Genomic DNA, 24,806 nt, shown 5'->3' on the forward strand with positions numbered 1-24,806 from the left:
CAAGGTTGGATGTAATTGTAGCAATGTTTTGATTTACTAAGATTAACAGAAGCGTTCATTAACTAATTATTATTTAAAATGAATTAGTGTTATAGTTTTGAAGCGCTATAAAATCGTTATTGGAAGCGCATTTAATACCCCTTTAGAATTTATAAAGATCAAAAACTCGCAAAAAAATGAGAATTAAAATTGGAGTGATAATGGTGGCCACGACTGGACTTGAACCAGCGGCCACTACCATGTCAAGGTAGTGCTCTACCAACTGAGCTACGCGACCTTTTATTTTAAAAAGGGCAATTATGCCTTAATTTTGTTTTGTTTTTGCTTAAAAAAGAATTGTCTTAACAATAAAACGCCCACGCCCACATCTATCATGACATCAGCGAAATTAAAAATGGCAAAATCAAAGCCATAATGATAATACACATAATCCACCACGCCCCCATGCACAAACCGGTCTAAAACATTAGAAACCCCAGCGCCAAACACCATGCCAAACTCTATGGCATGGCTTTTAAAAAGCTCCTTTTGGCGCATTAAAAAGATAAAAGGCCCTAAAATCAAAAGGATTTGCAAGTATTTCAAACCCCCCTCTAAAAAACTGAGCAAGGAAAACGCCACGCCTTTATTGAATACTAAAACAATATCTATAACCAAACTTTCATAGCGAAACCCCTCTAAAATAGCGTATTTGATCGCTTGATCCACGCCAAAAATAAGGAAAAAAACCCCCATAAAAACCAACAGGCTTTGTTGGGTGGTTTTTAGCACAAATGCCCTTCAAAAAATTCTTTTAATTCTTGCATTTTGGATTCTAAAAGTTTTTCGTCTTTAGCTTCTAAAAGGATTCGTAATTTGTTTTCAGTGCCGCTATAACGGATCAAATAGCGGATTTCTAGCTGGTCTAATTCTTTTAAAAGAGCGCTATAACCTTTCAGGCTTTCTAAAGGAGGTTTTTTTTGGACATTCAAATTCACTAGGTTTTGGGGGTATAATTCAAAGGGGTTTAACGCAACAGAGCTTACCTGCTTACTTTCTAACACAAGCGCGCTCACTTGCAAAGCGCACACCAAACCATCGCCCGTTTTAGCGTAATCGCTAAAAATGATATGCCCGCTTTGTTCGCCTCCAAAATTGGCTTTATTCAATCGCATGCATTCGCTCACAAACTTATCCCCAATCGCGCAATGCTTCAATTCCAAATCTTGGGATTTTAAGTATTCTTTAAGGGCTAAATTGCTCATGTTTGTAGCGACAATTGCTTGAGAAGAAAGGGCGTTTTTAGATTTTTGATAAACCCCTAACACCCCTAAAAGCTTATCCCCATGCACGATATTCCCTAAATTATCCACCACCACTAGCCTGTCAGCATCGCCATCAAAAGCAAAGCCCAGATCCGCGCGGTATTTTTTCACTTCCTGGCTCAATTGGTTAGGGTGTAAAGCCCCGCATTGCTCATTAATATTACACCCGTTAGGTTCATCATTAATCACTAACACATCAGCCCCAAGCTCGCTAAAAACGACCGGAGCCACCTTATAAGCCGCACCATTAGCGGTATCTAGCACGATCCTTAAACTCTGTAAATTCAAATGTTTGGGGAAAGAGTGTTTTAAATGCACGATATAGCGCCCTATGACATCGTCTATCCTTTTAGCGCTACCGACGCTCTCGCCTACTTTATAGCTGGAATGCAGTAATCCTTCATCATGAAAGATTTCTTCAATCGCTCTTTCTTCTTCTTCTTTAAGCTTATAACCATAAGAATTGAAGAACTTAATGCCATTATCTTCAAAAGGGTTGTGGCTCGCGCTTATCATAATGCCCGCATCACAGCGCATGTCTTCGGTTAAAAACGCGATCGCAGGGGTGGGCATAGGCCCTATTTGGATCACATTATAGCCTATGGAAGTGAGAGCGCTCACTAAAGCGTTTTCTACCATATAGCCGCTTTTTCTGGTGTCTTTACCGATTAGAATTTTATTCGTTTGAGAATGTTTTTTAAAATACAATCCGGCAGCAACGCCCAAACGCATCACAAACATGGGGGTGAGTTTCACCCCTGCTTTACCCCTCACGCCATCAGTCCCAAAAATTTTCATCGTTATAAAATACCTTTTAAACTATTTTTAATCAATTTTTAGATAGAATTATGCCAAATTTTACATTACAAAGGGATTAAAACAAGGCTATGGCAAATCATAAGTCCGCAGAAAAGCGAATCAGACAGACCATTAAAAGAACCGAACGCAACAGGTTCTATAAAACTAAAGTTAAAAATATCATTAAGGCCGTGCGTGAAGCGGTCGCCATCAATGATGTAGCAAAAGCTCAAGAGCGTTTGAAAATCGCTAATAAAGAGTTGCATAAATTTGTCAGCAAGGGGATTTTAAAGAAAAACACCGCTTCTAGGAAAGTTTCAAGGCTTAACGCTTCAGTGAAAAAAATCGCTCTCGCTTAGTTTTGGGGCGTTTTTAACTTCTTTAAGCCCAGTGATGGGTTTTTATTATTGGGCTTCTTTTTAAGTTTTGCGTTTTTTGAATTGTCGCGTCTTTTTATATATCTTTTTATTGATAGGTAGTCTCGCATGTCTATTCTAGCCGAAAAGCTTTCTTCCATTCTCAAACGATACGACGAACTCACAGCGTTGCTTTCTAGCACTGAAGTGATTAACGATATTAAAAAACTCACCGAATTGAGCAAAGAGCAAAGCTCCATTGAAGAAATCTCCATAGCGAGCAAAGAGTATTTGAGCGTTTTAGAGAATATCAAAGAAAATAAAGAGCTTTTAGAAGACAAGGAATTGAGCGAACTGGCTAAAGAAGAGTTAAAAATTTTAGAAATCCAAAAAAGCGATCTAGAAACTGCCATTAAGCAACTCCTTATTCCTAAAGATCCTAACGACGATAAAAACATTTATTTAGAGTTAAGAGCCGGCACAGGGGGCGATGAAGCGGGCATTTTTGTAGGGGATTTGTTTAAGGCGTATTGCCGTTATGCGGATTTGAAAAAATGGAAAGTAGAAATAGTAAGCTCTAGCGAAAACAGCGTAGGGGGCTATAAAGAAATCATCGTTTTGATTAAGGGTAAGGGCGTGTATTCAAGGCTCAAATTTGAAGCAGGCACGCATCGAGTCCAAAGAGTCCCTGAGACAGAATCTCAAGGGCGAATCCACACTTCCGCTATCACGGTAGCGATCATGCCTGAAGTGGATGATGTGGAAGTTACTCTCAACCCTAGCGATCTAAAGATTGAAGTGTTTCGCGCTGGTGGGCATGGGGGGCAATGCGTCAACACCACAGACTCTGCGGTGCGCATCACGCACCTCCCCACCAATATCAGCGTGAGCATGCAAGATGAAAAATCCCAGCATAAAAACAAGGACAAAGCCCTAAAAATCCTAAAAGCGCGCCTTTATGAAAAACAAATTGAAGAGCAGCAACTCGCTAACGCCAAAGACCGAAAGGAGCAAGTGGGTAGTGGGGATAGGAGTGAAAGGATCCGCACCTATAATTACCCGCAAAACCGCTTGAGCGAGCATAGAATCAATTTAACTCTGTATAGTTTAGAAGAGATCATGCTTTCAGGGAATTTAGATGAAGTGATTAACCCTTTAATCGCTCATGCTCAAAGCCAGTTTGAATAAAACCCCTACTAAAACGATAAAACAAAGGGGATAAAACGCTCAAGCATTTTTTAAGATAGCCACCCACTACCACTAAAAACCCTAACATGCTTCCAAATTTTACATGCTCTAAATTTTTGCCACAAAAACAGCGTAAAAGCTTCCATAAAATCTAGCTATAAATATAATTTTAAATTCTATATATATAAATACATTTTTAAAAAATAAAACGATTTATTTAACATATTCTTAACAAAAAATTCACTTTTTTGTGATATAACTCCAAAGCTCAATATTTGTAAGAGCGAATTGTATTCTGTAAAAGCGAATAAATATATGAGGACAACTCTCAAATTTTGGTGATCCCCTATATTTTTTTGTGGCATGCATGAATGCAATAAAAAAAGAAATCCTTAGGATTTCTCACATTAAGGAGTTTTAAATGAAAAAAGTTTTTTTAGGTATGGCATTAGCCTTTAGTGTGTCTATGGCAGAAAAAAGCGGTGCGTTTTTAGGAGGGGGGTTTCAATATTCTAATTTAGAAAACCAAAACACCACCCGCACCCCAGGCGCTAACAATAACACCCCAATAGACACTTCAATGTTTGGCAGCAATCAAACAGCTCCAGCCCCTCAAGCCCAAGCAACCTACACGCCAAGCGTGATCAACACCAATAATTACGGGCAAATGTATGGGGTAGATGCGATGGCAGGGTATAAGTGGTTCTTTGGTAAAACCAAACGCTTTGGCTTTAGATCTTATGGATACTACAGCTATAACCATGCGAATTTAAGCTTTGTGGGGAGCCAGCTTGGAATCATGGAGGGCGCGTCTCAAGTGAATGACTTCACTTATGGCGTGGGCTTTGATGCGCTCTATAACTTCTATGAAAGTAAAGAGGGCTATAACACAGCAGGGTTGTTCTTAGGCTTTGGGTTAGGAGGGGATTCGTTTATCGTTCAAGGAGAGAGCTACTTGAAATCTCAAATGCGAATTTGCAACAACACCGCCGGCTGTTCAGCGAGCATGAACACAAGCTACTTCCAAATGCCTGTGGAATTTGGTTTTAGGAGCAATTTCTCTAAACACAGCGGGATTGAAGTGGGCTTTAAATTGCCTTTATTCACCAACCAATTCTATAAAGAAAGGGGCGTAGATGGATCAGTAGATATGTTCTATAAAAGGAACTTCTCTATCTATTTTAACTACATGATCAACTTCTAAGCCTTTCTCTTCTTTCCAATAGAGGGTTTTCTCTCTGTTGGTTTCTTTTTTCTTTTTTTTGCGATATTTGTTTTGTTGTGTTGGGGGGTTAGGTTTTTGTTTAAGAAAGTTTTTTAAAACTAAAGAAGCGTTTAAAACAGAACCTTTTGTTTTTTAGGTTTTATTTTTTACTTTGGCTTGTTTTCAAAAATCATTTTAATTTCTAAAAATAGTCTATAATGCTCGCAAGAGATATTTTTTAAGGTTATCAATGAAAGCTATAAAAATACTTTTTATAATGACACTCAGTTTAAACGCTATCAGCGTGAATAGGGCGTTGTTTGATTTAAAAGATTCGCAATTAAAAGGGGAATTAACGCCAAAAATAGTGAATTTTGGGGGTTATAAAAGCAGCACTGAAGAGTGGGGGGCTAGCGCTTTAAACTATATCAATGCGGCTAATGGCGATGCGAAAAAATTCAGCACATTAGTGGAAAAAATGCGTTTTGGCTCTGGCATCTTGGGGAATTTAAGAGCGCATGCGCGTTTAAGGCAAGCCCTAAAATTGCAAAAGAATTTGAAATATTGCCTTAAAATCATCGCTAGGGATTCTTTTTATAGTTACCGCACCGGTATTTATATCCCCTTAGGCATTTCTTTAAAAGATCAAAAAACGGCTCAAAAAATGCTCGCTGATTTGAGCGTGGTAGGGGCGTATCTTAAAAAGCAACAGGAGAATGAAAAGGCTCAAAGCCCTTATTACAGGAGCAACAACTATTACAACTCCTCCTACTATAGCCCTTATTATGGTATGTATGGCATGTATGGAATGTATGGCATGGGCATGTATGATTTTTATGACTTTTATGATGGCATGTATGGGTTCTACCCTAACATGTTTTTCATGATGCAAGTTCAAGATTACTTGATGTTAGAAAATTACATGTATGCGATCGATCAAGAAGAGATTTTAGACCATGACGCTTCCATTAATCAACTTGATACGCCTACTGATGATGACAAAGACGATAAAGACGATAAATCTTCGCAACCAGCAAATCTCATGAGTTTTTATCGTGATCCTAAATTCAGCAAGGATATTCAAACCAACCGCTTGAATAGCGCTTTAGTCAATTTAGACAACAGCCGCATGCTCAAAGACAATTCGCTTTTCCACACCAAAGCCATGCCCACTAAAAGCGTGGATGCGATAACTTCTCAAGCCAAAGAGCTTAACCATTTGGTGGGGCAAATCAAAGAAATGAAGCAAGATGGGGCGAGTCCTAGTAAGATTGATTCAGTGGTCAATAAAGCTATGGAAGTAAGAGACAAGCTAGACAATAACTTGAACCAACTAGACAATGACTTAAAAGATCAAAAAGGGCTTTCAAGCGAGCAACAAGCTCAAGTGGATAAAGCCCTAGACAGCGTGCAACAATTAAGCCATAGCAGCGATGTGGTGGGGAATTATTTAGACGGGAGTTTGAAAATTGATGGCGATGATAGAGATGATTTGAATGATGCGATGAATAACCCTATGCAACAACCTGCACAACAAACGCCTACTAGTAACATGGCCAACACCCATGCAAATGACAGCAAAGATCAAGGGGGTAACGCGCTCATAAACCCTAACAGTGCCACTAACACCGATGATCACAATGATGATCACATGGACGCTAACACCACAAATGATACTAGCACCACTGACACCCCCACTGACGATAAAGATGCTAGCAGCAACAATACCGGCGATATGAATAGTACGGATACCGGCAACACGGACACCGGCAATACGGATACCGGTAACACTGATGATATGAGCAACATGAACAACGGCAACGATGATGCGGGTAACGCTAATGACGACATGAGCAACGACATGGGCGATGACATGAACAACGCGAACGACATGAACGACGACATGGGTAATAGCAACGATGACATGGGCGATATGGGGGACATGAACGACGATATGGGTGGCGATATGGGAGACATGGGGAATTGAGATTAACCCCAATATCAAAGAGTGATAGCCAAAACTTTAAGGAATATTTTTATTTATAGTAAAAACGATTCTTTTAAAGTAATAGGGGGGATATTTTGCGATGAATACCCCTTTAACCCCCAACTAACTCTCTTTAAGAACGCTTTTAAAAATCCAACCAAAGCTTTTTATCATCAAACTAGTGCAAAAAACTCCGTCCTTTAGGGTGCAAGATGTAAGCACTTAGGCTATATTCAAGCTAACAAAATACCTCTAATCTTTTTAGGGTAAGAAACGCCCATGCAGACTTTAAGGAGCCTTTCATGTTAGCGTCCGTTAGAACACTTTACAGCTAGAAAGCCCCTTGCTTTAAAAAGGGGCGGTTCCACGTTTCAGACGCTCAAAATTAAAAGCAGAAATCAAAATTTCTTCTTGCTCACATCTTCTAAAATATCTTGGGAGATCCCATCAATTTTGGTGCTGACTTGTAAGGAATGGTTAGCGATAGTCAAATTATCCTGCACATCTTGTTGCAAGGCGTTAATGGAGTTGTGGATGTTTTCTACGCCCTTATTTTGCATTTTGATAGACTCAGCGTTATCGGCGATGCTTTGAACTAAAATATTGATATTGGCTTCAATTTCGCTGAGGGATTTTTGCGTCCTTTCAGCGAGCTTCCTCACTTCATCAGCCACCACCGCAAAGCCTCTGCCATGCTCGCCAGCTCTTGCGGCTTCAATAGCGGCATTTAGGGCTAATAGATTCGTTTGATCAGCGATGTCTCTAATCATATCCACCACGCTTTTAATGTCTTCGCCTTGAGAAATCATCTCTTGACTTTTAGAATCAATCGTTGTGATAATATTAGTGATTTCTTCTAAGGATTGGGTGGTGTTTTTCAGGCTTCTTTCTTGTTTGTGGGCGGTTTTGGTTAAGTTATCCACGCAAGTTTTTAAATCTTTGGATTCATGATTGAGCGCGTTCGCAAACCCTAAAGAAGCTTTAAGCATGCTAGAAATTTCTTGCCCTAAAGTGTTGAGCGCTTTTTCCATGTTGGCTTTGGGGTTTTGGATGTGGTGGGTGAAATCCAGGTTTTTATAATGCTCTAGGGCGTTATTTAGGGCTTCAATATTGGCGCCAATTTGGTTGCGGAAATACTGGATAATGCTATTAATCGTGTTTCTTAAAGCTTGCAAATCTTTATTTCTAGGCACGCATGCGATTTCTTGCGTGAAATCCCCATTTTCCACAAAATTAGCCACTTCAATGCTGTTTTGAATGGCTTTATTATCGGCTTGAATGTTTTCTTGGGTTTTAAGGATATTTTCATTAATGGAAGCTTGCATTTGCCCGATTTCATCATAAGCGCTTGGGGGCGTTAGGCTTATGGCATGGTTATTTTTGGGGTTATTGAGCAGGTTGAAAAAATCATTTAGGGTGTTATTGACCCTACTGATGCGTTTGGTTATGAGATTGGAAACGATGATAAAGACTAAAAGGGCTAACACCAGCACGCCTAAAATTAAAGTGGTGATGATAATGAATTTGGTGTTTGTCGCTTCTTTAAAAACTAAAGATTTATTGACATATTTTCCGATTGCCCAACGCCAATGATTGCCGTTATTCCCTTTTTCTTCAAAAAGATCAAAGGGCTGTATGGCTAAAAAGGTTTCTGTATTCCCGCTCAATGAATGGTAGCTCAAAGTGCCTGCTTCGTTTTGATTGTAATACTCCACAGCTTTAGCGACTCGTTTGTCTGGATTGATAGCGCTTAAAATTTTATCTTGGATCTCACGATTAGGGTTGATTAAAAGCCTGCCGTTTTTCCCCATTAAAAAGGTGTTGCTCTTTTTCTTGCCTATTACATCGGTATAAAAAGCGTCAATGTTTAAAAAGAAATTTAGCGCGCCTATAACATTTTGATTTTTACCCATTAGGGGGAGGGTAATATCCATGCCATAGATTTTATCGCCATTAACCTCCTTATAATAGGGATCTGAACGGGTTATACTTTTGAGCGAATGGATTTGATTGGTCATGTTTTCATTGAGTGCGGTATTAGGGTAGGCGATTTTTGAATCCATGTTCATGGCAGTGATAACTTGTTCATTATTATTCGTATAAATTGCGCTAATCAATAACACATGAGGGTTTGCTAGCAAAAACTCAGAGAGCATGCGCTTTTTTAGGGTGTCGTTGATAGCGTTATTTTCATCGCTTAAGAATTTTTCAAGGGTGTTAGCGCCAATAAAAATACGCTTCATAATGCCTTGAATCTTAAAACTGACTAACTGAGCCTTTTTTTGCAACAATTCTGTGGCTTGGCTTTGCAACACGCTTTCAACCTTGTGATTGATAATAAAGCCCATAACAGTGCTAATGACAATAACAACCGCACACACCATCATCACAATTTTAGAACCAATTCTTGTAGATTTCATTCCCTTTGTCCTTTTAAAACTATTGATAGAGAACGATTATTACACATTATTCACAACTCCAATCAAACCACACGCAAAAAACCCTAAAAAACACAAAAGCAAAAATCTTTTTTAAGAGCCTACACAAGCGGGCTTATTTGAAAAAACCGAATGATTTTGGGCGTTCAAATACCCAAGCGGGGGGTTAATCTTTTTGTCACACAAAAAGCTAAAAACCTAAAAAAGACAGATGCGAGTTTTAGGGGTTTAGGCGTGTTTTTTGGTGGTGGCGTAGTTATAGCTTATTTTGAAATTTTAATAAAACAAGAGAGAACAAAAAGTAGAAAATGAAAGAGAGCCAAAGCCCTCCAAAGGAGAGGCAAAAAGAAATAAAAATTACCTTTTAGAGAATTGCGGGCTTCTTCTAGCCTTTCTTTTACCATATTTTTTGCGTTCAACCACCCTTGAATCCCTAGTGAGCAAGCCCTTAGGTTTTAAAATGGCTCTAAAAGCAATATCATAAGCGTTCAAAGCTTTAGAAATGCCATGCCTTAAGGCTTCCGCTTGCGCTGAGTAGCCCCCACCAAAAACCACCGCTTTAATATCCACAGATTGTTCTTGTTTGGTTAAAAGTAGGGGTTGCATGACCTTCATTTTAATGGCTTCATGCCCGCCCAACCATTGATTCAGGCTCTGCTCATTGATACTCAATTCGCCTTTACCCGGAGTGAGCCACACTTTAGCGATAGCGGTTTTTCTTTTACCGGTAGCATAGATTTTTCTCATTTAGCGTCCTTTTTGCTAGTTTGTGCGGTGTGAGGGTGCTTATCATCACGATAAACTTTGAGTTTTTTAATCATCGCTTTCCCTAATTTCGTTTTAGGGAGCATGCCCCTAACGGCTAAGTGGTAGAGCTTTTCAGGGGTTTTTTCTAGCATCTCTTGGAGAGTCTTGCTCTTGGTGCTGCCAAAATAGCCTGAATGGGTAAAATACTCTTTATCCTCTAATTTCATGCCTGAAAATTTAACCTTATTGGCGTTGATAACCACCACAAAATCCCCACAATCCACATTGGGGGTGTAAAAAGGGCGGTGTTTCCCTCTTAAAAGCACAGCGATTTCAGTGATCAAGCGGCCAAAAACTTTGTCTTTAGCGTCTAAAACGACCCAATCACGAACGATGTCATTGACTTTAGCAGTCTTTGTCATAAGAATCCTTTGATAAAATTAAAGCACTCATTATAAGGAAATAAGCTTAAATATTGCTGAATTTAAGGAAAGTTTAAAGTTTAAAAATAGGGTTTTTTAAAAAAAATTGTTTGATTGCTTTTGATTTTATGGTAAAACTCATTTCTTAAGTAAAACCCATTTTCTTAAAGGGATAGGGGGGTATTTTACAATAACCCTCCCCTACAACCCCCAACTAAAAACCTCCTAACCCCAAAAGACCGCTTTTTAAAGAGGCTATCACTTGCTTTTCGCAAGCTCTTTTATTGCATTTATTTTAAAAAATGCCTTTGAGCATTTTTTAATTTTGTTACTCATGCTTAATAAGCCAAAGCCTTTACTTTTGCCCTTGATTAAGCCTTTCTTCTATTTTTTTGATTTGTTGGCTCATTTGAGCGCTCGCGTTGATTTGATTGATGAGCATGTAAAGGTTTATCATCATCAAAAGCACCACCACAATCCCTAAAAAAAACACGATTTGAACGGCTTTTTTAGCGATTTCTCGGGCTTCTTGTTCTTTTTGCATGCGTTTTTAATTTTCCAATTCTTCTGGGGATAAATCTTTATAAAAGCGTTCTAATTCAAAGCTCTCGCCCAAATACGCAGCGATTTCTTGGGAATCCACAAGGGCGTTTTGCAAGCAGCTCGTCGCGCCTGGAGAAGGGGTCATGTTGAAAGTGATGCCTTTATGGGTGCAAATCTTTTTTTCGCCTAATTCCAGTTTTCGCTTGGTTCTGTCTAAAACTTGCGGGCGCACTTCGCCAAAACCATGAGCGTATTCTAAATCTTCTAGGCTAAGAGAGGGAATGATTTTTTGAGCGTCTTTTAAAAATTTCCTTTTACCGATAATAGGCAATTCAAAAACCATGTTTTTAAACACATAATTACGGATTTCTTTATCGCTCATCAAATCAAACGCGATCTTAAACACATCTTTATTCAAATCCATTTTCAACAATTCCAAGCTAATGCCTTTAAGCCAACATTTATTGCGCTCTAATTTAGGCATCGTTAAAGCGGTAGGCCCGATTCGTGTTTTTCCTTTAATGACAGCATCAGGGTCGCCATGCACGGCTGCAAAAGGGAGCTTGGGGTTTTGAACGGTATAAACCTTACCCCTTAATAAATCCGGCACAAAATAAAAGCTGCCCGCCACAGGCAAGCACCCTAAATCTAGGCCATAGCCCATGCTCTGAGCCAAAGGCAAAGCGTAAGAGCCAGCATTGACCAAAACGAATTTAGCATACACTTCTTCAGCGTCTTCTGAAATTACGGCGTAAGTGTCGTTGCGTTTTTCAATCTTTTTCACTTTGAAATTCAAAAACACCTGGTTGTTAGGCCTTAATTTTAGGGCTTCTTCAACGAAGTTTTCACTCAACTTCGCAAAATTCATGGTGCTCCAATCTTTTTGATAACCATGCCCGACAATATTTTCATGCCTGTCTATGCCATTAGCCCCTAAAATCACATTAGGCTCTAATTCTTTAATCTTTTGCTTGTCAAATTCTTCTAACCCCACAAAGATTTCTTTAAAGGATTCATAGCGTTTTTTCATGAACTCGCATTCTTCATCGCCCACGCCTATAGCCATTTTCTGGGTTTCAAAAATCACTTCATTTTGCAAGCCTTTATTGAGCGCGTATTGTCTGGTTTTATAAGCGCTCAAACGCACTTTTTTAGCTTTTTCAGGAGTGTAATTCGTTTCAATAGAGCCATCATGAATGGTTTGCGAATTAGCTTTAGCACTGGAGCTGATTTGAGCCAATTTAGAGCATTTTTCCACGATAGCCACGCGCTTTAAGGAGCTGTATTCGCTCAAAGTATAAAAGGTCGCGCACCCTGAAACCCCACCTCCAATAATCACAGCATCAAATTCCATACTCATTGTCTTTCTCCAAATGTTTTAAATTGATAAATCGTAATCATAGTATAAGAAAATCAATTCGCATTCAAGGGGCTTGAGGTTTTATGGACAAAATCTTTCAAATCGCTCATTCCAAGCACCCTATCAATCAATAATTTCTTTTTAGAAAACGCCCCATTATGTTCTTCGGCTAACCATAATGAAGTGATCACCACGCCTCCTATTTTATGGCTCAAGGTTTTAAAATGCTTTTGGGTTTGCACCGACCAAATGCTGTGAGCGACTATCGCTTGATGGTTGTATGCGCCTAAATAGAGCATGATATGCCCTTTTAAATAGATGAGCGTTCCAAAAGGCGTGGCGTTTTTAAGGATGTAATCTTCTTTTTCTTTAGCTTTCATGGAGCTTAAATCCACATAATTGTTCGCATAACGGCTTTGCGCGTAGGAATTTCTGGGGAGCAAAATACCAAAATTAGCAAAACTATCTCTAGTGAAAGCCGAGCAATCCCTATTACCCAATAGCCCCCCCCAGCCGTATTTTTGCCCTAGCATGGTGTCTATAAAATACGCCATGTTCTCGCTGTTAAAAGCCTTAGGGAAAACAAAAAAATCCTTTTCATCTAAGATCACGCTTTGTAAATCTGCATAACCCTTAGCGTCTCTCAAAAAACCATAGGCTTTCAATTCCTTTTTTTGGGGTTTTTGAGATGCGTTTTGACTTTGGGGGATGAGAGCGAACAATTCGCCCACCCTAGCATCGGTGTAAAAATCCCCATAGTCTGTATAAAGGGGGATTTTATCTTTTATAGGCATGACATAATTTTTAAGCTTGGTTAAAAGCTCTATGTCTTTATCGTGCATGTAAGCTAGATCGCTGACTTTAATCCAGCCATAAACAAAACTGCTTTGAATGTGGGCGTAAGTTTTATCTGTATTAAAATGCGTGATCAAAACCGGCGTGCCTTGAAAAATCAGCGAATTTTGATACCTGTCAAAGGGATAGCCTTTTGGAGAGAGATAATAAGGTTTGTTAGTAGGCACAGCCCTTACATCGCTATCTCGCACCACAACAGCCCTAATCTTAGCGCTCGGGTAATGCTCAATATCCATGCTTTTAATAAGCTCATCATTGAAAGCTTTTGCGTTGGGTTTTAGATCTTCGCCATAACCGGTGGATTTATTCATCTCTTTGAGGATCCAAAACACTTCTTTTTTATTGCTTTTGATTTTCGCATCTAGCCATGGGGAATACCACGCTTTGAGATAGCTCTCTTTTAGGTTTTCTCTTAACGCTTGGGGGTCAATGCTTTGGTTATTATGACTGCCATTTTGAGAGCTTGCAAGATAGTTTGAAGCCTCTTGGGGCAAGGATAAATCTTTGAGCGTGAAATCCTTTTTCATGCAACCCACAAACAAAAACAAGAAAACTACAAGAAAATAACGCATGCTTTAGAGAACCTTAATGTCAAATGCGCAAATAGTTTCTTAAAATGCGCCCGTATTGCGGACTTCTCAATTTTTTGATCGCAGAGCTTTCAATCTGGCGCACCCTTTCTCTAGTAACATTCAATTCCTTGCCAATTTCTTCTAAAGTTCGATCGCTTTCATCGTCTAAAAGCCCAAAACGCATGCGGATCACCGCTTTTTCTCGCTCATTCAACTGATCCAAAACGCTTTCAATCTGGGCTTTTAAATCTTCTCGCATGATGTGATCAATGGAGCTAACGATATTTTTATCTTCCACGAAATCCCCAAATTTGCCGTCATCATCATTGCCGACTGGGGTTTCTAAACTGATAGGCTCTTTAGTCACCTTAATCACATTCTTCACTTTATCTAACGAAAGCCCCACTTCTTCAGCCACCACTTCTAAATCAGGCTCTTTGCCGGTTTCTTGAATGTGTTTACGCATGACTTTATTGATGCGATTAATGGTGTCAATCATGTGAATAGGGATGCGGATAGTGCGGGCTTGATCGGCTATGGCTCTGCTAATAGCTTGTTTGATCCACCAGGTCGCATAGGTAGAAAACTTGAAGCCCTTTTCATGCTCAAACTTATCCACTGCTTTCATCAAGCCGATATTGCCCTCTTGAATCAAATCCAAGAAGGGTAAGCCTCTACTTGTGAATCGTTTAGCGATGCTCACTACCAACCTTAAATTGGATTTAGCCATTTTGTTTTTAGCGCGATCGGAAATCAATTTCCCTCTTTTGATTTGCTCTAAAATTTCTTTTAGCTTGTTGGGGGCTAAATCAAAGCCCTCTTCGCTCGCTTCTTTAGTCAAAAAAAGCTTTTTAAGATCCATATACACGCTCACCATAGTCGCTTCTGGCACTTGAGCGATAATATCTTCTTTAGTCATGTTAGTGATATTAGCAAGGATTTTTTTATGGTTAGCGATGAGAGTGTCATTGAATAAGGGCAGTTTGTATTCCAAGCGTTTCAACTCTTTTTCAAACCCATCGCCGCTTTTTAAAGTGGTTTCCATCGTTTTGACTAATTCATTAATCAGTTTGCTGGTAGGCTCTAAGTCATAGAGTCTGTCTTTGAGCGTTTGGCGTTTGTAAGCTAGGGTCAATAAACGCACTAGCTCATCTTCTTTTTCATCTACAGGGGCTTCAAGGGCTTTGAGCCATTCTTTTTTAGCCTTATCTAGGGCTTTAAAGCTTTCTTGAACCTTTTTTACGCGCTTCTTGTCTTTTTCGGAAACGACTTTTTTCCTTTCTTGGTTTTCTTCGTCTTCTTCGTTGTCGTCATCTTTTTTAGAATCGCTCACGCTATTTTCATCGTCATCATCAAAGCTCCTGAAAAGCTCTTTAACCCTTCGTTCACGATTGATTAAAGCGTCTTTATACGCATAGATAAAATCAATCAAATACGGCACCGAGCAAATCGCGTCTAAAATAATGTCTTCACCCAAGCGGATCTGCTTGCTCAATTCAATCTCTTCATCTTTGCTTAAAAGTTTTATATCCCCCATTTCACGCAAATACATGCGCACCGGGCTATCGCTTCTGCTCCACTCTAAAAAATCCTTTTCTTTCAAAAAGTCATAGCCATCTTCTAATTCTTCATCTAAAACTCTTTGCTTTTCTTCGGTGTTTTTAATCTTGTCAATCGCATTGAGTTTTTTAGCATATTCTGAAGAGCTGACCAATTTCTTTTGGTATTTTTGGCACAATTCTTTGATTTTTTTGACTTGATCTAGAGTGGGGACTTTCGTGCTGATTTGAATGATAGACTCATAAGAAACGCAATCGCTTAAGGAATTAGCGAACAATTCTTCTAACGCTTCATTGAAACTAAGCTTTTTAACAGGAACAAGCTCTTTCGCTTTAGTTTCTTTGATTTTGCTTTCTTTGGTTTTATTTTCTTTAATTTTGCTCTCTTTGGCTTTATTGTTTTCTTTAGTTTTATTTTCTTGTGCGGCTTCTGTTTTGGCTTCTTGTTTAGCTCTTTTTTGGGCTTTTTCTTCGTTAGCTTTCTTTTTCATTGGACACTCCATAAAATAAGAACCCATGCTTTCAATCAAAAGCTAGATCCATAAGATAAGATACACCTAATCCTTTGTTATTTTACTAAAAAATAGCTTAAATTCTAATTATAAAATGAGTTTAAAATAAAATTTAATGGTTTGCGTTTGGTAAAAACAAGCCCTAAAGCTTATCCACCATGCTTTTCAAGAATTTCGCTGAAGTTTGAGCGCTTTTTTCTAAAAATTCATCAAAACTCATGTTAGCTTCCTCATCGGCGTTATCGCTAATGCTCCTTAGCACGCAGCATGGTACGCCAAATTTTTGGCACACAAACGCCACGCTCGCCCCCTCCATTTCCACCGCGCTCGCCTTAAACTCGCTAACTAAAAATTCTTTCCTTTCTTTACTATGCACAAACTGATCGCCTGATGCGATGACGCCTTCTTTGAGCGCGATATGTTGCTCATTAGCGATCTTTTTAGCTAGGGCGTTTAAACTTCCGCTCGTTTCAATAAAAATCGCGCTTTCGGGGATAAACCCTAAAGGGTGATCAAACGCGCTCAAATCCACATCATGTTGGACTAATTTTTGAGCCACTAACAAATCATTGATTTTTAAATCTTTAACTAAGCTTCCAGCTACTCCGCTAAAAAGCACCTTTTGAACGCCAAACGCTAAAATCATGCTCGTTGTGGTTAAAGTGGAATGCACCTTGCCAATCTTGCTATAAGCGACAATGATTTCCTTATCATTATAAACGCCTTTATGGAAAACATTCCCCCCTAAAGGGATTTCTTCAAAACCCACGCCAAACAATTCTAAAATAGGGGTTATTTCTTCTCTCATCGCCCCCAAAATGCCAATTTTTTGCACCATTTTCTCCCAATCACACGTATTCTTCTAAAAACTCAATGGCTTCATCAAGCCCTTTATTATCCCCCACGCTTATAGTGGGCTTGTTGCTTAAGCGCTTGTTAAGCCCCTTTAACACACTCCCACAGCCTAATTCAAAAAAAACATCCACTCGGTCGTTATTAGATTTCACGCAGTCTTGATAACGCACCGGCTGAGTGAGTTGCAAGCTCAATAATTCAACGGCTTTGGCTTTGTTGTGATACGCTTCGTTAGTCGCATTGGAGATGATTTCAAAATGGAATTTATCTTTCAGGCTTTTTTCTAGCAATTCCTGGAATTTAAAAATCATAGGCTCTAAAAAAGGGCAATGGCTCGCCACGCTCATTTCTAAAAAAACCACTCTTTTAGCCCCCATTTCCTTTAAAGTCGGCTCTAGGGCTTTCAAATCGTCTTTAATCCCGGCTAAAACCACTTGCATGCCGCCATTGAAATTCGCGCACCACACATTTTTGGTTCTTTGACACAAACTCAAAAGGCTTTCTTCAGAAACGCCCAAAACGACCATCATGGATGCATCTTTATTCAGGCACGCTTCTTGCATCATTTTGCCTCTTTGGTGCGTGAGTTTAAGGGCTTTTTCAAAATCTAACGCCCCACTCAAAGACACCGCGCTCACTTCGCCGAGCGAATGCCCTAAAGCGAAAACGGGTTTTAACCCCCCATTTGCTTGCTTGTTGAGTAACTGATAAGCGATATAGCTCACTAAATAAATGGCAGGTTGGGTGTAAGCGCTCTCTTTTAAAAGCTCGTTTTCTTCAAAAAGCGTTTTTTTCATATCCACTTTAAGCGCATTAGAGGCCCTTTCAAACAATTCTTTAGCTAGGGTGTGGCTCTCATAGAATGATTTTCCCATTCCTATACATTGCGAGCCTTGCCCTGGAAATAATAGCGCGTATTGCATGGTGTTATCCTTTAAGTTTTATTAATCCATAATTTGAGATTGTAATATAAAAGCCCTTAGTTTTGTTTAGAAACCATTAAAGTTTAAGGTTTATTTTAACTTATTTTTACTATAATTCTACTTTTTGAAGGACAGGTGGGTGAGTTGGCTGAAACCACATCCCTGCTAAGGATGCGTAGCCGTCAAGGTTACCGAGGGTTCGAATCCCTCCCTGTCCGCCAGCCTTTTTGCCTTTAAAAACTTTTTGTTTAGAATGTATTAACAAGAGACATATAGTTTCTAAGCATTCCTTTTACGACACTCCTTTTACAGATTTTACAAATACAAATTTTAGGTTGGGTGAAGAGAGACACCCAGCCTAACCCTATAAGGGTTGTAAAACGCAAAAAATATATATTGAAGAAAAACATTAAAACGGAGTAAAAATGAAAAACCATCTGCCCTTTGATACTTTTTTAAAAAGCCTTAAGACAAGCAATCGAACTTTAGATTTTTTCACCGATTGGCAAAAGTGTCTCAAAAATAAAAATGAAATAAGTATTGCTTTAAACCACTTGAATTTTTTACTTGGGAAAGATACAAAAGAACTTAAAAATTGCATTAAAAGTCTTTTTAAAGAATACCCCAAAGCTTTTAATGTTTTAAATATTCTCATTGCTGTGAGAAATAAAGATGATATAGTGCGTGATGCTAATGGCAATTTTTACCCCCTATATTCTTATTTTGAAGATGATGAAAAAGTCTATGAGTTTATTCGTCAAACGGGGTTGGAGCGAATTTTTTGCAACAGAGATATTAAAGATTTAAATGATTTTGTTTTTGGTATAGAAGTGGGGCTTGATAGCAATGCAAGAAAAAATCGCAGCGGAAAAGTCATGGAAAATCATCTTAGCGGTCTTTTTTTTCAAGCTCAATTTAAAGAACAAGTAAATATTAGAGAATTTGAGGATTTATGCCAAGCTTTTGGAGATGATATTAAAAAATTTGATTTTGTTGTTTGTGGTAAAGATAAAACTTATTTTATAGAAGCTAATTTTTATACCATTAGTGGGAGTAAGCTTAATGAAGTAGCAAGATCCTATCAGGACTTAGCTTTAAAATTTGAAGCATTCCCCAATTACGAATTTATTTGGATAACCGATGGCATAGGTTGGCTGGACGCTAAAAACAAACTCCAAGAAGCTTACAAATCTGTGGAGATCTACAATTTGAGCAATGTGGGTGATTTTATATTAAAGATGCAAAAATGGTAATCACGCATTCTAATGAAATCGCACACCCCATTTTTAAAAGCCAAGATCAGCTTTTCACCCTTTATCAAGGGGATTGCAATGAGGTTTTGCCCCAATTTGAAAACGCTTTTGATTTGATTTTTGCTGATCCGCCTTATTTCCTTTCTAATGACGGCTTAAGCATACAGAGCGGTAAAATCGTGAGCGTCAATAAGGGCGATTGGGATAAAGAAGAGAGCGTCAATGATATTGATGAGTTCAATTACCAGTGGATAAACAACGCCAAAAAGGCTTTAAAAAACACAGGAAGCCTTTTAATCAGTGGGACTTACCACAACATCTTTTCTTTGGGGCGTATTTTACAAAAATTGGATTTTAAGATTTTAAACCTCATTACTTGGCAAAAGACCAACCCCCCGCCCAATTTCAGCTGCCGTTATTTAACGCATTCCGCTGAGCAAATCATTTGGGCGAGGAAAAGCCGCAAGCATAAGCATGTTTTTAACTATGAGATTTTAAAAAAGATCAATAATGATAAACAAATGCGCGATGTGTGGAATTTCCCAGCGATCGCTCCTTGGGAAAAAGTTAATGGCAAGCACCCCACTCAAAAACCCCTCGCTTTATTAGTGCGCTTGCTTTTAATGGCGAGCGATGAAAATTCCCTCATTGGCGATCCTTTTAGCGGGAGCTCTACCACAGGCATTGCGGCCAATCTTTTGAAAAGGGAATTTATCGGCATAGAAAAAGAAAGCGAATTTATCAAAATATCCATGAACAGAAAAATAGAATTAGACGCTCGCTATCAAGAGATACAATCTAAAATCAAAGATTTAAATCTCTAGTAAGCCCTTTTTTAAGCCGCTTTAAGCGTTATACTTTTGGGATTTCACCTCAAAATGGGATTCTATTTTCACCCATTCCTCACAAAGGATATTTTCATGCCCAAAAAGCCAGTGTTTGGGGCCAATAATGATTTTTTCTGGATTTTTTATCAAATAAGCCGCCCACCAGCTATAAGTGCTATTAGCGATAATGCCATGCTGACAAGATTGCATGAGCAGCATATCCCAATACGCCTCTTCTTCTTTATTTCTAGTGGTCATGTCCATAAAAGGGTAGCCCAGATCAAGATTTTGCGTGAATTCTAAATCTTCGCAAAACACAAAAAGCTCCATGTTTAGCACGCGCTTTGCCATATACTCAAGCGCTTTTTTTTGATAATCAATACCAAGCTGACAGCCAATCCCCACATAATCCCCTCTTCTTATATGCACAAACACGCTGTTTTTAGCGGCTAAAATCAAAGAAAGCTTGCGGTGGTATTCTTCCTCTTTTTTTTTACTATTTTCTGGGGGGGGGGGGTAGAGTGAAGGTTTGCTTGATTAAAGGGGATATAGCGTCAAAATATCGTGGATCTTGGAAATAGCCAAAAAAATAAGTCAAGCGGCTTGGCTTTAGTAATTTAGGCTCGTATTCAAAAACGATTTCTTGACTCACCCTATCAAATCCCATGCATTTGAGCGCGTCTCTTACTAGCTTGGGGAGGTGTTGCATTTTGGCTATAGCGATTTCTTTCGCGCTCGCATAGGGCAAATCAATAGGGAAAAGTTCTAATTGCATTTTCCTATTACTCCCATCAAAAGAAGTAATATCTAATAGCACAGGTGCATTAAGGTGTTTTTGCAAACTTTTAGCAAAAGCGTATTGAAACATTTGATTCCCAAGCCCTCCGCAAATTTGCACCACCTTAAAAGCCATTCAATCCCTTTATTTGTCAAATGAAACGCTAATTTTAGCTCATTTTAAAGCCCTTTTTCAATAAAAGCCTAAAAAGTGGGGCAAGTAACGCTTTCAAATCATTTGAATTTTTTATTTGAAAAAGATGCGTATGAGGGTTCTAGTAAGCGTTCTTGGTATTCTAAAAGAATCCTGTCTTCGCTATTGAGCGAGTAGGCTTCATCGTATTTGCGCTTGATGATGCCCTTTAAAATGGTGTGCTGGACTTGGTATTTATCTTCTTTAAGCATTTCATCCACTAAAGCGTAAAGCTGAATGTCTTGAATGAGTAAATCTGAAATTTTAACGCTCTCTTTATCAAACAATTCTTCATTAGCGCAATATTCATTCACTAAAATAAGCACTCGGTTATACACATCAGAGGCGATTTTAGCGTTTAGGGTTCTATAAATGTAAGCTTTGATTTTTTTGAGTTGCTCTTCTAAATCTTCGCTGGCCTTGCTCGCTAAAGCCAGAATGCTTAAGATTTGAATCAGAGTCATCATTTTATGGCTTAAAGAGCGGGTGCGCCATTTAATGAGAAAGCGCATGAAATAAGACATTTTGATAGAAAGGCTACATGGGAGGGTGTTTTTCTTGGGTTTTGGCATGCTTAGTTTCTTTTAAAAAAGGATTTTGTGGTTTAATTATATAATTTTAAAATTAAATCTAGGAGTAAAGAGATGGAAACATTCAAAAAAGGCGTGGTCTTAGACGCTAAAAGCGTGGGGTTAAAGGCGCTAGAAGTTTTAAAAGAAGTGGCGGATTTTGATTTTTATGAGATCACTTCGCCTAATCAAGTGGTTGAGCGCTGCAAAGACGCTGAGATTGTAGTGCTGAATAAAGTCGTTATCACTCAAGAAATTTTAAGCCAATTGCCTAAACTCAAACTCATTTGCATTACTGCTACAGGCACGGATAATGTGGATATAAAAAGCGCGAAAGCTTTAGGCATAGAAGTCAAAAATGTGAGCGCTTATTCTACAGAATCCGTAGCCCAGCACACTTTAGCGTGCGCGTTGTCTTTGCTGGGAAGGATCAATGATTACGATCATTATTGCAAAAGCGGGGAATATAGTCAAAGCGATATTTTTACGCACATTAGCGATATTAAAATGGGGCTTATTAAAGGGAGTCAATGGGGGGTTATTGGTTTAGGCACAATCGGTAAAAGAGTCGCCAAACTCGCCCAAGCTTTCGGGGCAAAGGTGGTGTATTTTTCCCCTAAAGATAAAAAAGAAGAGTATGAGCGTTTGAGTTTAAAAGATCTGCTCACAACAAGCGATATTATCAGCATTCATGCCCCCTTAAATGAAAGCACGCGCGATTTAATCGCTCTAAAGGAATTGCAAAGCCTAAAAGACGGGGCGGTTTTAATCAATGTGGGGCGTGGGGGCATTGTGAATGAAAAGGATCTGGCTGGAATTTTAGAAACCAAAGATTTGTATTATGGGAGCGATGTGTTTGTGAAAGAGCCTTTTGAAAAAGATCATGCGTTTTTGAACCCAAAGATCCAAAATAAATTGCTTTTAACCCCCCATATCGCATGGGCGTATAGCGACAGCTTGAAAACTTTAGTGGAAAAAACCAAAGAAAATATCCAGGATTTTTTAGCTTCTCAAAAATAAACGCAAAAAAATGGGGTTTAATCGTTTTTAATGGTTATCAGACAATCTTGCTAGATTTAACCCATTAAGAAAAAAGCCTTTAAGGTGGATTGACCCCCAAAGGCTTTATTAAAGGGGATGATTACATCTTAGAAATATCAATTTTAAAGGTGTGGATTTCATCTTCTAAAAAGACTTTAACCACCACCACACCCGGGGTTTTAAGGTTTTTGGTATCCACTACCACAAACCCTCCCTTAGCCTTACCTTCAACATTAAGGGTGTTGTTTTTAAGGTAATTGATCGCTAGGATTTTTAAAGCTTGGCGACTTTCTTGCATGACTTCTTGCTCTTCTACATCATCCATCATCATCATGCCAAAGCCTGGTCCATACAAGCCCATTCCCCCATACATCATGCCGTTATAAGCTAAAAAACTCCCTTGCCCGTAATAAAACATAGGCGGGGTGATCATATTGACATTATCAATAGGGGTGGTCGGCACGGCAATATTAAAACTTTGTAAAATACCCTCAAAATCAAAACTGGATTTCATCACCTGTCTCAAGCTTAAGACCGGTAAATTCGTTTGGTTGATAGACACTGAAATGGCTTTACGGCTAAACACCACAGGATTTCCCTCTATAACTTGCGCCGCTACATACAGCACTAAGGGGGATTCATTCAAACCTTTCAATTTGCTTTGAGCGATTTCTAGCTGGACTTTAGATTTGGCTTGCGTGGAGGTCATCACTTGAATCCCATTATTATAAGATGTAACATGTTCAGGCGTGATCTTATAGCTCGCGCAAGCACTTATCAGTAAGGCTATCGCTACTAAAACGATTTTTTTCATTCAGACTCCTTTCATTCAGTTTAATTTTCGTTTAGAGTTTATTTAATTATAGTGTGTTTTAACTTAAAATGTAACTTTTATTAAGGTTAAAAGCGTAAAAAACTCTAATGCGTGTTTTCTAGCCACAAAAGAATAGAAGATTTGATCTCATTGAGTTTTAAAACTTCTTGGTGCTTGATCCCTCTTTCAAACAAATCATCAAGGCGTTTGCTATCTGGGGTATTGTAGTTGTTTTTAAGCGTTTCTAGGGCGGTTTTGTCGTTATCGTTTTTCTTTTGCTCGTTTAGGGCTAAAAGGGTGGTTTTAGGGAATTTTTCATAAGAAGCGGTGGCAGAAACAAGGGTTTTTTCGTGGGTTTTCAAGCTAGCGTTTAAAGCGGTGGCGGTGTGGGGGTCAATCAGGTATTGGTGCTCTGCATAAACTTCTTGGATTGTTTTCAAACAAGCTTCATCTGAGCAGCTCGCGCAAGAAAAATGCTCCTGTAAAAGGGCTAATTCTTTAGGTTTTAAGGCATAAAATTTCTCTTCTTCTAAAGCTTGCATCAATTCTAGCGTGCGTTCAAACCCATAAAGGCTAAAAAGCACCCTTTCCACGTTAGAGCTTTTTAAAATATCCATAGCCGGCGAGAAAGTTTGCTTTAAAGAGCGGTGGGTTAAATCGTAACGCCCTGTTTCTATAAACTCCCTTAAAACATCATTGCTGTTGGTTACAACCTTGATTTTAGCAATATTCAAGCCCATTTTTTTGGCATAAAACGCCCCTAAAGCGTTCCCAAAATTACCGCTAGGTATGGCTAGGGTGATTTTTTCTTTAGAATTGATTGCACCTTTTTTATACAATTCCAAAAAGCCCCAAATATGATAGACGATTTGAAAAGCGATACGCCCAAAATTCACGGAATTAGCCACGCTTAATTTCAATTGGTGCGCTTTTAAAGCCTCGTTAAAATCATCGTCTTTTAAAAGGTTTTTGAGCGCGTTTTGCGCATCATCAAAATCCCCGCTGATCCCAAAGACCTTTAAATTGCTAGCGCTTTGGGTAACCATTTGGAGCTTTTGGACTAAGCTTGTGCCGTCTTTGGGGTATAAACACACCACAAAAACATTAGGCATGCCCGCCAAACTTTCTAAAGTCGCAGGGCCGGTATCCCCACTTGTAGAAACGAGCATTAAATACTTTTCATTTTTTCCTACCGCTAGGTTAGAAAACAAGCTCGCTAAAGGCTGTAACGCCATGTCTTTAAACGCCAAACTAGGCCCATGGTAGAGCTCTTGGACAAAAAGCCTTTCATTGAGCGCAAAAATAGGGGCTGGATTTTTAGGGTTATCAAAATTTTCATAGCGTTTTAAAGCGTCTGTCAATAAACCCTTAGGAATCTCTAAACCCAACCGCTCAAACACGCATTCCACTAGCTCGTTATAGCTCAGATTCAAACAATCTTGCCATTCTAATGTTTCAAAACGCTCTAAAGTGTAAAGCCCGCCTTTGGGGGCGTTGGGGTTTAATATTGCTTCAATAAAATCAATCTTTTTTTCTTTCAAAGAGCGCGTGGGGACAAAAGGCATAATGATTCCTTTTTATATTTGGATAATTTCAAGTCGTAGCATACCCTAAAAGAGCGAATGTAACCTTAAAACAATTTTTTAATGAGAATGATTGATTGTCTTTTTAATCCGGTTTAATTTTGGATTTATGCTTATAATACTATA

Annotated in this window: 22 protein-coding genes, 2 tRNA genes and 1 pseudogene; 8 read left to right on the plus strand and 17 right to left on the minus strand. The window is 38.8% G+C overall.

Features of this window, described 5'->3' with window-relative positions:
- Window positions 1–201: 201 nt before the first annotated feature.
- The 3 genes from H7N67_RS01255 to glmM form a co-directional block, all read right to left on the minus strand.
- Window positions 202–277, minus strand: a tRNA-Val gene (locus H7N67_RS01255).
- 20 nt (window positions 278–297) lie between these two features.
- Entirely contained in the window at window positions 298–771 is a 474-nt protein-coding gene (gene lspA, locus H7N67_RS01260; RefSeq protein WP_187938791.1) for a signal peptidase II, read from the minus strand.
- Complete coding sequence (glmM, locus tag H7N67_RS01265; RefSeq protein WP_187938792.1) at window positions 765–2,102, minus strand: phosphoglucosamine mutase; 1,338 nt, start codon at window positions 2,100–2,102, stop codon at window positions 765–767. Before glmM ends, lspA begins: the two co-directional genes overlap by 7 nt.
- 89 nt (window positions 2,103–2,191) lie before the next feature.
- Here glmM and rpsT point away from each other — a divergent pair, with 89 nt between their 5' ends.
- From rpsT to H7N67_RS01285, 4 genes are all read left to right on the plus strand, one after another.
- Window positions 2,192–2,461: a 30S ribosomal protein S20 gene (rpsT, locus tag H7N67_RS01270; protein ID WP_001273627.1), complete on the plus strand. Its 270-nt coding sequence runs from the start codon at window positions 2,192–2,194 to the stop codon at window positions 2,459–2,461.
- 126 nt (window positions 2,462–2,587) lie between these two features.
- Window positions 2,588–3,646 carry a peptide chain release factor 1 gene (gene prfA / locus H7N67_RS01275; RefSeq protein ID WP_187938793.1) on the plus strand — a complete coding sequence of 353 codons (1,059 nt, stop codon included), beginning with the start codon at window positions 2,588–2,590 and terminating at the stop codon, window positions 3,644–3,646.
- A gap of 421 nt (window positions 3,647–4,067) precedes the next feature.
- Complete coding sequence (locus H7N67_RS01280) at window positions 4,068–4,850, plus strand: outer membrane protein (protein WP_187938794.1); 783 nt, start codon at window positions 4,068–4,070, stop codon at window positions 4,848–4,850.
- A gap of 250 nt (window positions 4,851–5,100) precedes the next feature.
- Window positions 5,101–6,837, plus strand: coding sequence for a dentin sialophosphopreproprotein (locus tag H7N67_RS01285; RefSeq protein ID WP_187938795.1), 1,737 nt, complete (start codon window positions 5,101–5,103; stop codon window positions 6,835–6,837).
- Window positions 6,838–7,235: 398 nt separating this feature from the next.
- On the opposite strand, the gene tlpC is transcribed toward H7N67_RS01285, so the two are convergent.
- The 9 genes from tlpC to fabD all read right to left on the minus strand — a co-directional run bounded on the left by tlpC (window position 7,236) and on the right by fabD (window position 17,623).
- Window positions 7,236–9,257 (minus strand): methyl-accepting chemotaxis protein TlpC, encoded by a 2,022-nt coding sequence (gene tlpC / locus H7N67_RS01290; protein WP_187938796.1) that lies wholly within the window; start codon window positions 9,255–9,257, stop codon window positions 7,236–7,238.
- 375 nt (window positions 9,258–9,632) lie between these two features.
- A complete protein-coding gene (gene rpsI / locus H7N67_RS01295; RefSeq protein WP_001227269.1) occupies window positions 9,633–10,022 on the minus strand; it encodes a 30S ribosomal protein S9 in 390 nt (129 codons plus the stop codon).
- Entirely contained in the window at window positions 10,019–10,444 is a 426-nt protein-coding gene (gene rplM, locus H7N67_RS01300) for a 50S ribosomal protein L13 (RefSeq protein ID WP_000167675.1), read from the minus strand. The genes rpsI and rplM overlap by 4 nt, the downstream gene beginning before the upstream one ends.
- A gap of 355 nt (window positions 10,445–10,799) precedes the next feature.
- Window positions 10,800–10,988 (minus strand): DUF5408 family protein, encoded by a 189-nt coding sequence (locus H7N67_RS01305; protein ID WP_001168437.1) that lies wholly within the window; start codon window positions 10,986–10,988, stop codon window positions 10,800–10,802.
- A gap of 6 nt (window positions 10,989–10,994) precedes the next feature.
- Window positions 10,995–12,347: an FAD-dependent oxidoreductase gene (locus H7N67_RS01310; protein ID WP_000061457.1), complete on the minus strand. Its 1,353-nt coding sequence runs from the start codon at window positions 12,345–12,347 to the stop codon at window positions 10,995–10,997.
- Between the two features lie 53 nt (window positions 12,348–12,400).
- Window positions 12,401–13,774, minus strand: coding sequence for an SH3 domain-containing C40 family peptidase (locus H7N67_RS01315; RefSeq protein WP_187938797.1), 1,374 nt, complete (start codon window positions 13,772–13,774; stop codon window positions 12,401–12,403).
- Window positions 13,775–13,793: 19 nt separating this feature from the next.
- Window positions 13,794–15,851 carry an RNA polymerase sigma factor RpoD gene (gene rpoD, locus H7N67_RS01320; protein ID WP_187938862.1) on the minus strand — a complete coding sequence of 686 codons (2,058 nt, stop codon included), beginning with the start codon at window positions 15,849–15,851 and terminating at the stop codon, window positions 13,794–13,796.
- Between the two features lie 136 nt (window positions 15,852–15,987).
- Entirely contained in the window at window positions 15,988–16,683 is a 696-nt protein-coding gene (locus H7N67_RS01325; protein ID WP_187938798.1) for a 5'-methylthioadenosine/adenosylhomocysteine nucleosidase, read from the minus strand.
- A gap of 10 nt (window positions 16,684–16,693) precedes the next feature.
- Window positions 16,694–17,623: an ACP S-malonyltransferase gene (gene fabD / locus H7N67_RS01330; RefSeq protein WP_001199015.1), complete on the minus strand. Its 930-nt coding sequence runs from the start codon at window positions 17,621–17,623 to the stop codon at window positions 16,694–16,696.
- A gap of 129 nt (window positions 17,624–17,752) precedes the next feature.
- On the opposite strand from fabD, the gene H7N67_RS01335 reads away from it, so the two are divergent.
- From H7N67_RS01335 to H7N67_RS01345, 3 genes are all read left to right on the plus strand, one after another.
- Window positions 17,753–17,844, plus strand: a tRNA-Ser gene (locus H7N67_RS01335).
- Between the two features lie 204 nt (window positions 17,845–18,048).
- Window positions 18,049–18,876: a type II restriction endonuclease gene (locus tag H7N67_RS01340; RefSeq protein ID WP_187938799.1), complete on the plus strand. Its 828-nt coding sequence runs from the start codon at window positions 18,049–18,051 to the stop codon at window positions 18,874–18,876.
- Entirely contained in the window at window positions 18,870–19,700 is an 831-nt protein-coding gene (locus tag H7N67_RS01345; RefSeq protein WP_187938800.1) for a DNA-methyltransferase, read from the plus strand. The genes H7N67_RS01340 and H7N67_RS01345 overlap by 7 nt, the downstream gene beginning before the upstream one ends.
- Window positions 19,701–19,721: 21 nt before the next feature.
- On the opposite strand, the gene futC1 is transcribed toward H7N67_RS01345, so the two are convergent.
- The 3 genes and pseudogenes from futC1 to H7N67_RS01360 form a co-directional block, all read right to left on the minus strand.
- The gene (gene futC1, locus H7N67_RS01350; protein ID WP_187938801.1) at window positions 19,722–20,162 is read right to left on the minus strand and encodes an alpha-(1,2)-fucosyltransferase FutC1; all 441 of its coding nucleotides are present in this window, start codon (window positions 20,160–20,162) and stop codon (window positions 19,722–19,724) included.
- Window positions 20,159–20,616, minus strand: a pseudogene (locus H7N67_RS01355) (O-fucosyltransferase family protein). The gene futC1 and the pseudogene H7N67_RS01355 overlap by 4 nt, the downstream one beginning before the upstream one ends.
- Window positions 20,617–20,714: 98 nt before the next feature.
- Window positions 20,715–21,245 (minus strand): hypothetical protein, encoded by a 531-nt coding sequence (locus tag H7N67_RS01360; RefSeq protein ID WP_001125758.1) that lies wholly within the window; start codon window positions 21,243–21,245, stop codon window positions 20,715–20,717.
- A 72-nt stretch (window positions 21,246–21,317) separates the two neighbouring features.
- On the opposite strand from H7N67_RS01360, the gene H7N67_RS01365 reads away from it, so the two are divergent.
- Complete coding sequence (locus H7N67_RS01365) at window positions 21,318–22,262, plus strand: D-2-hydroxyacid dehydrogenase (protein WP_187938803.1); 945 nt, start codon at window positions 21,318–21,320, stop codon at window positions 22,260–22,262.
- Window positions 22,263–22,383: 121 nt separating this feature from the next.
- Here H7N67_RS01365 and H7N67_RS01370 read toward each other — a convergent pair whose 3' ends face one another.
- The gene (locus H7N67_RS01370) at window positions 22,384–23,097 is read right to left on the minus strand and encodes a hypothetical protein (RefSeq protein WP_187938804.1); all 714 of its coding nucleotides are present in this window, start codon (window positions 23,095–23,097) and stop codon (window positions 22,384–22,386) included.
- A gap of 104 nt (window positions 23,098–23,201) precedes the next feature.
- Window positions 23,202–24,662: a threonine synthase gene (thrC, locus tag H7N67_RS01375; RefSeq protein ID WP_187938805.1), complete on the minus strand. Its 1,461-nt coding sequence runs from the start codon at window positions 24,660–24,662 to the stop codon at window positions 23,202–23,204.
- Window positions 24,663–24,806 lie beyond the last annotated feature (144 nt).

Origin of the sequence: Helicobacter pylori (genome assembly GCF_014498195.1) — a bacterium.
Taxonomy (GTDB): Bacteria; Campylobacterota; Campylobacteria; order Campylobacterales; family Helicobacteraceae; genus Helicobacter; species Helicobacter pylori_DO.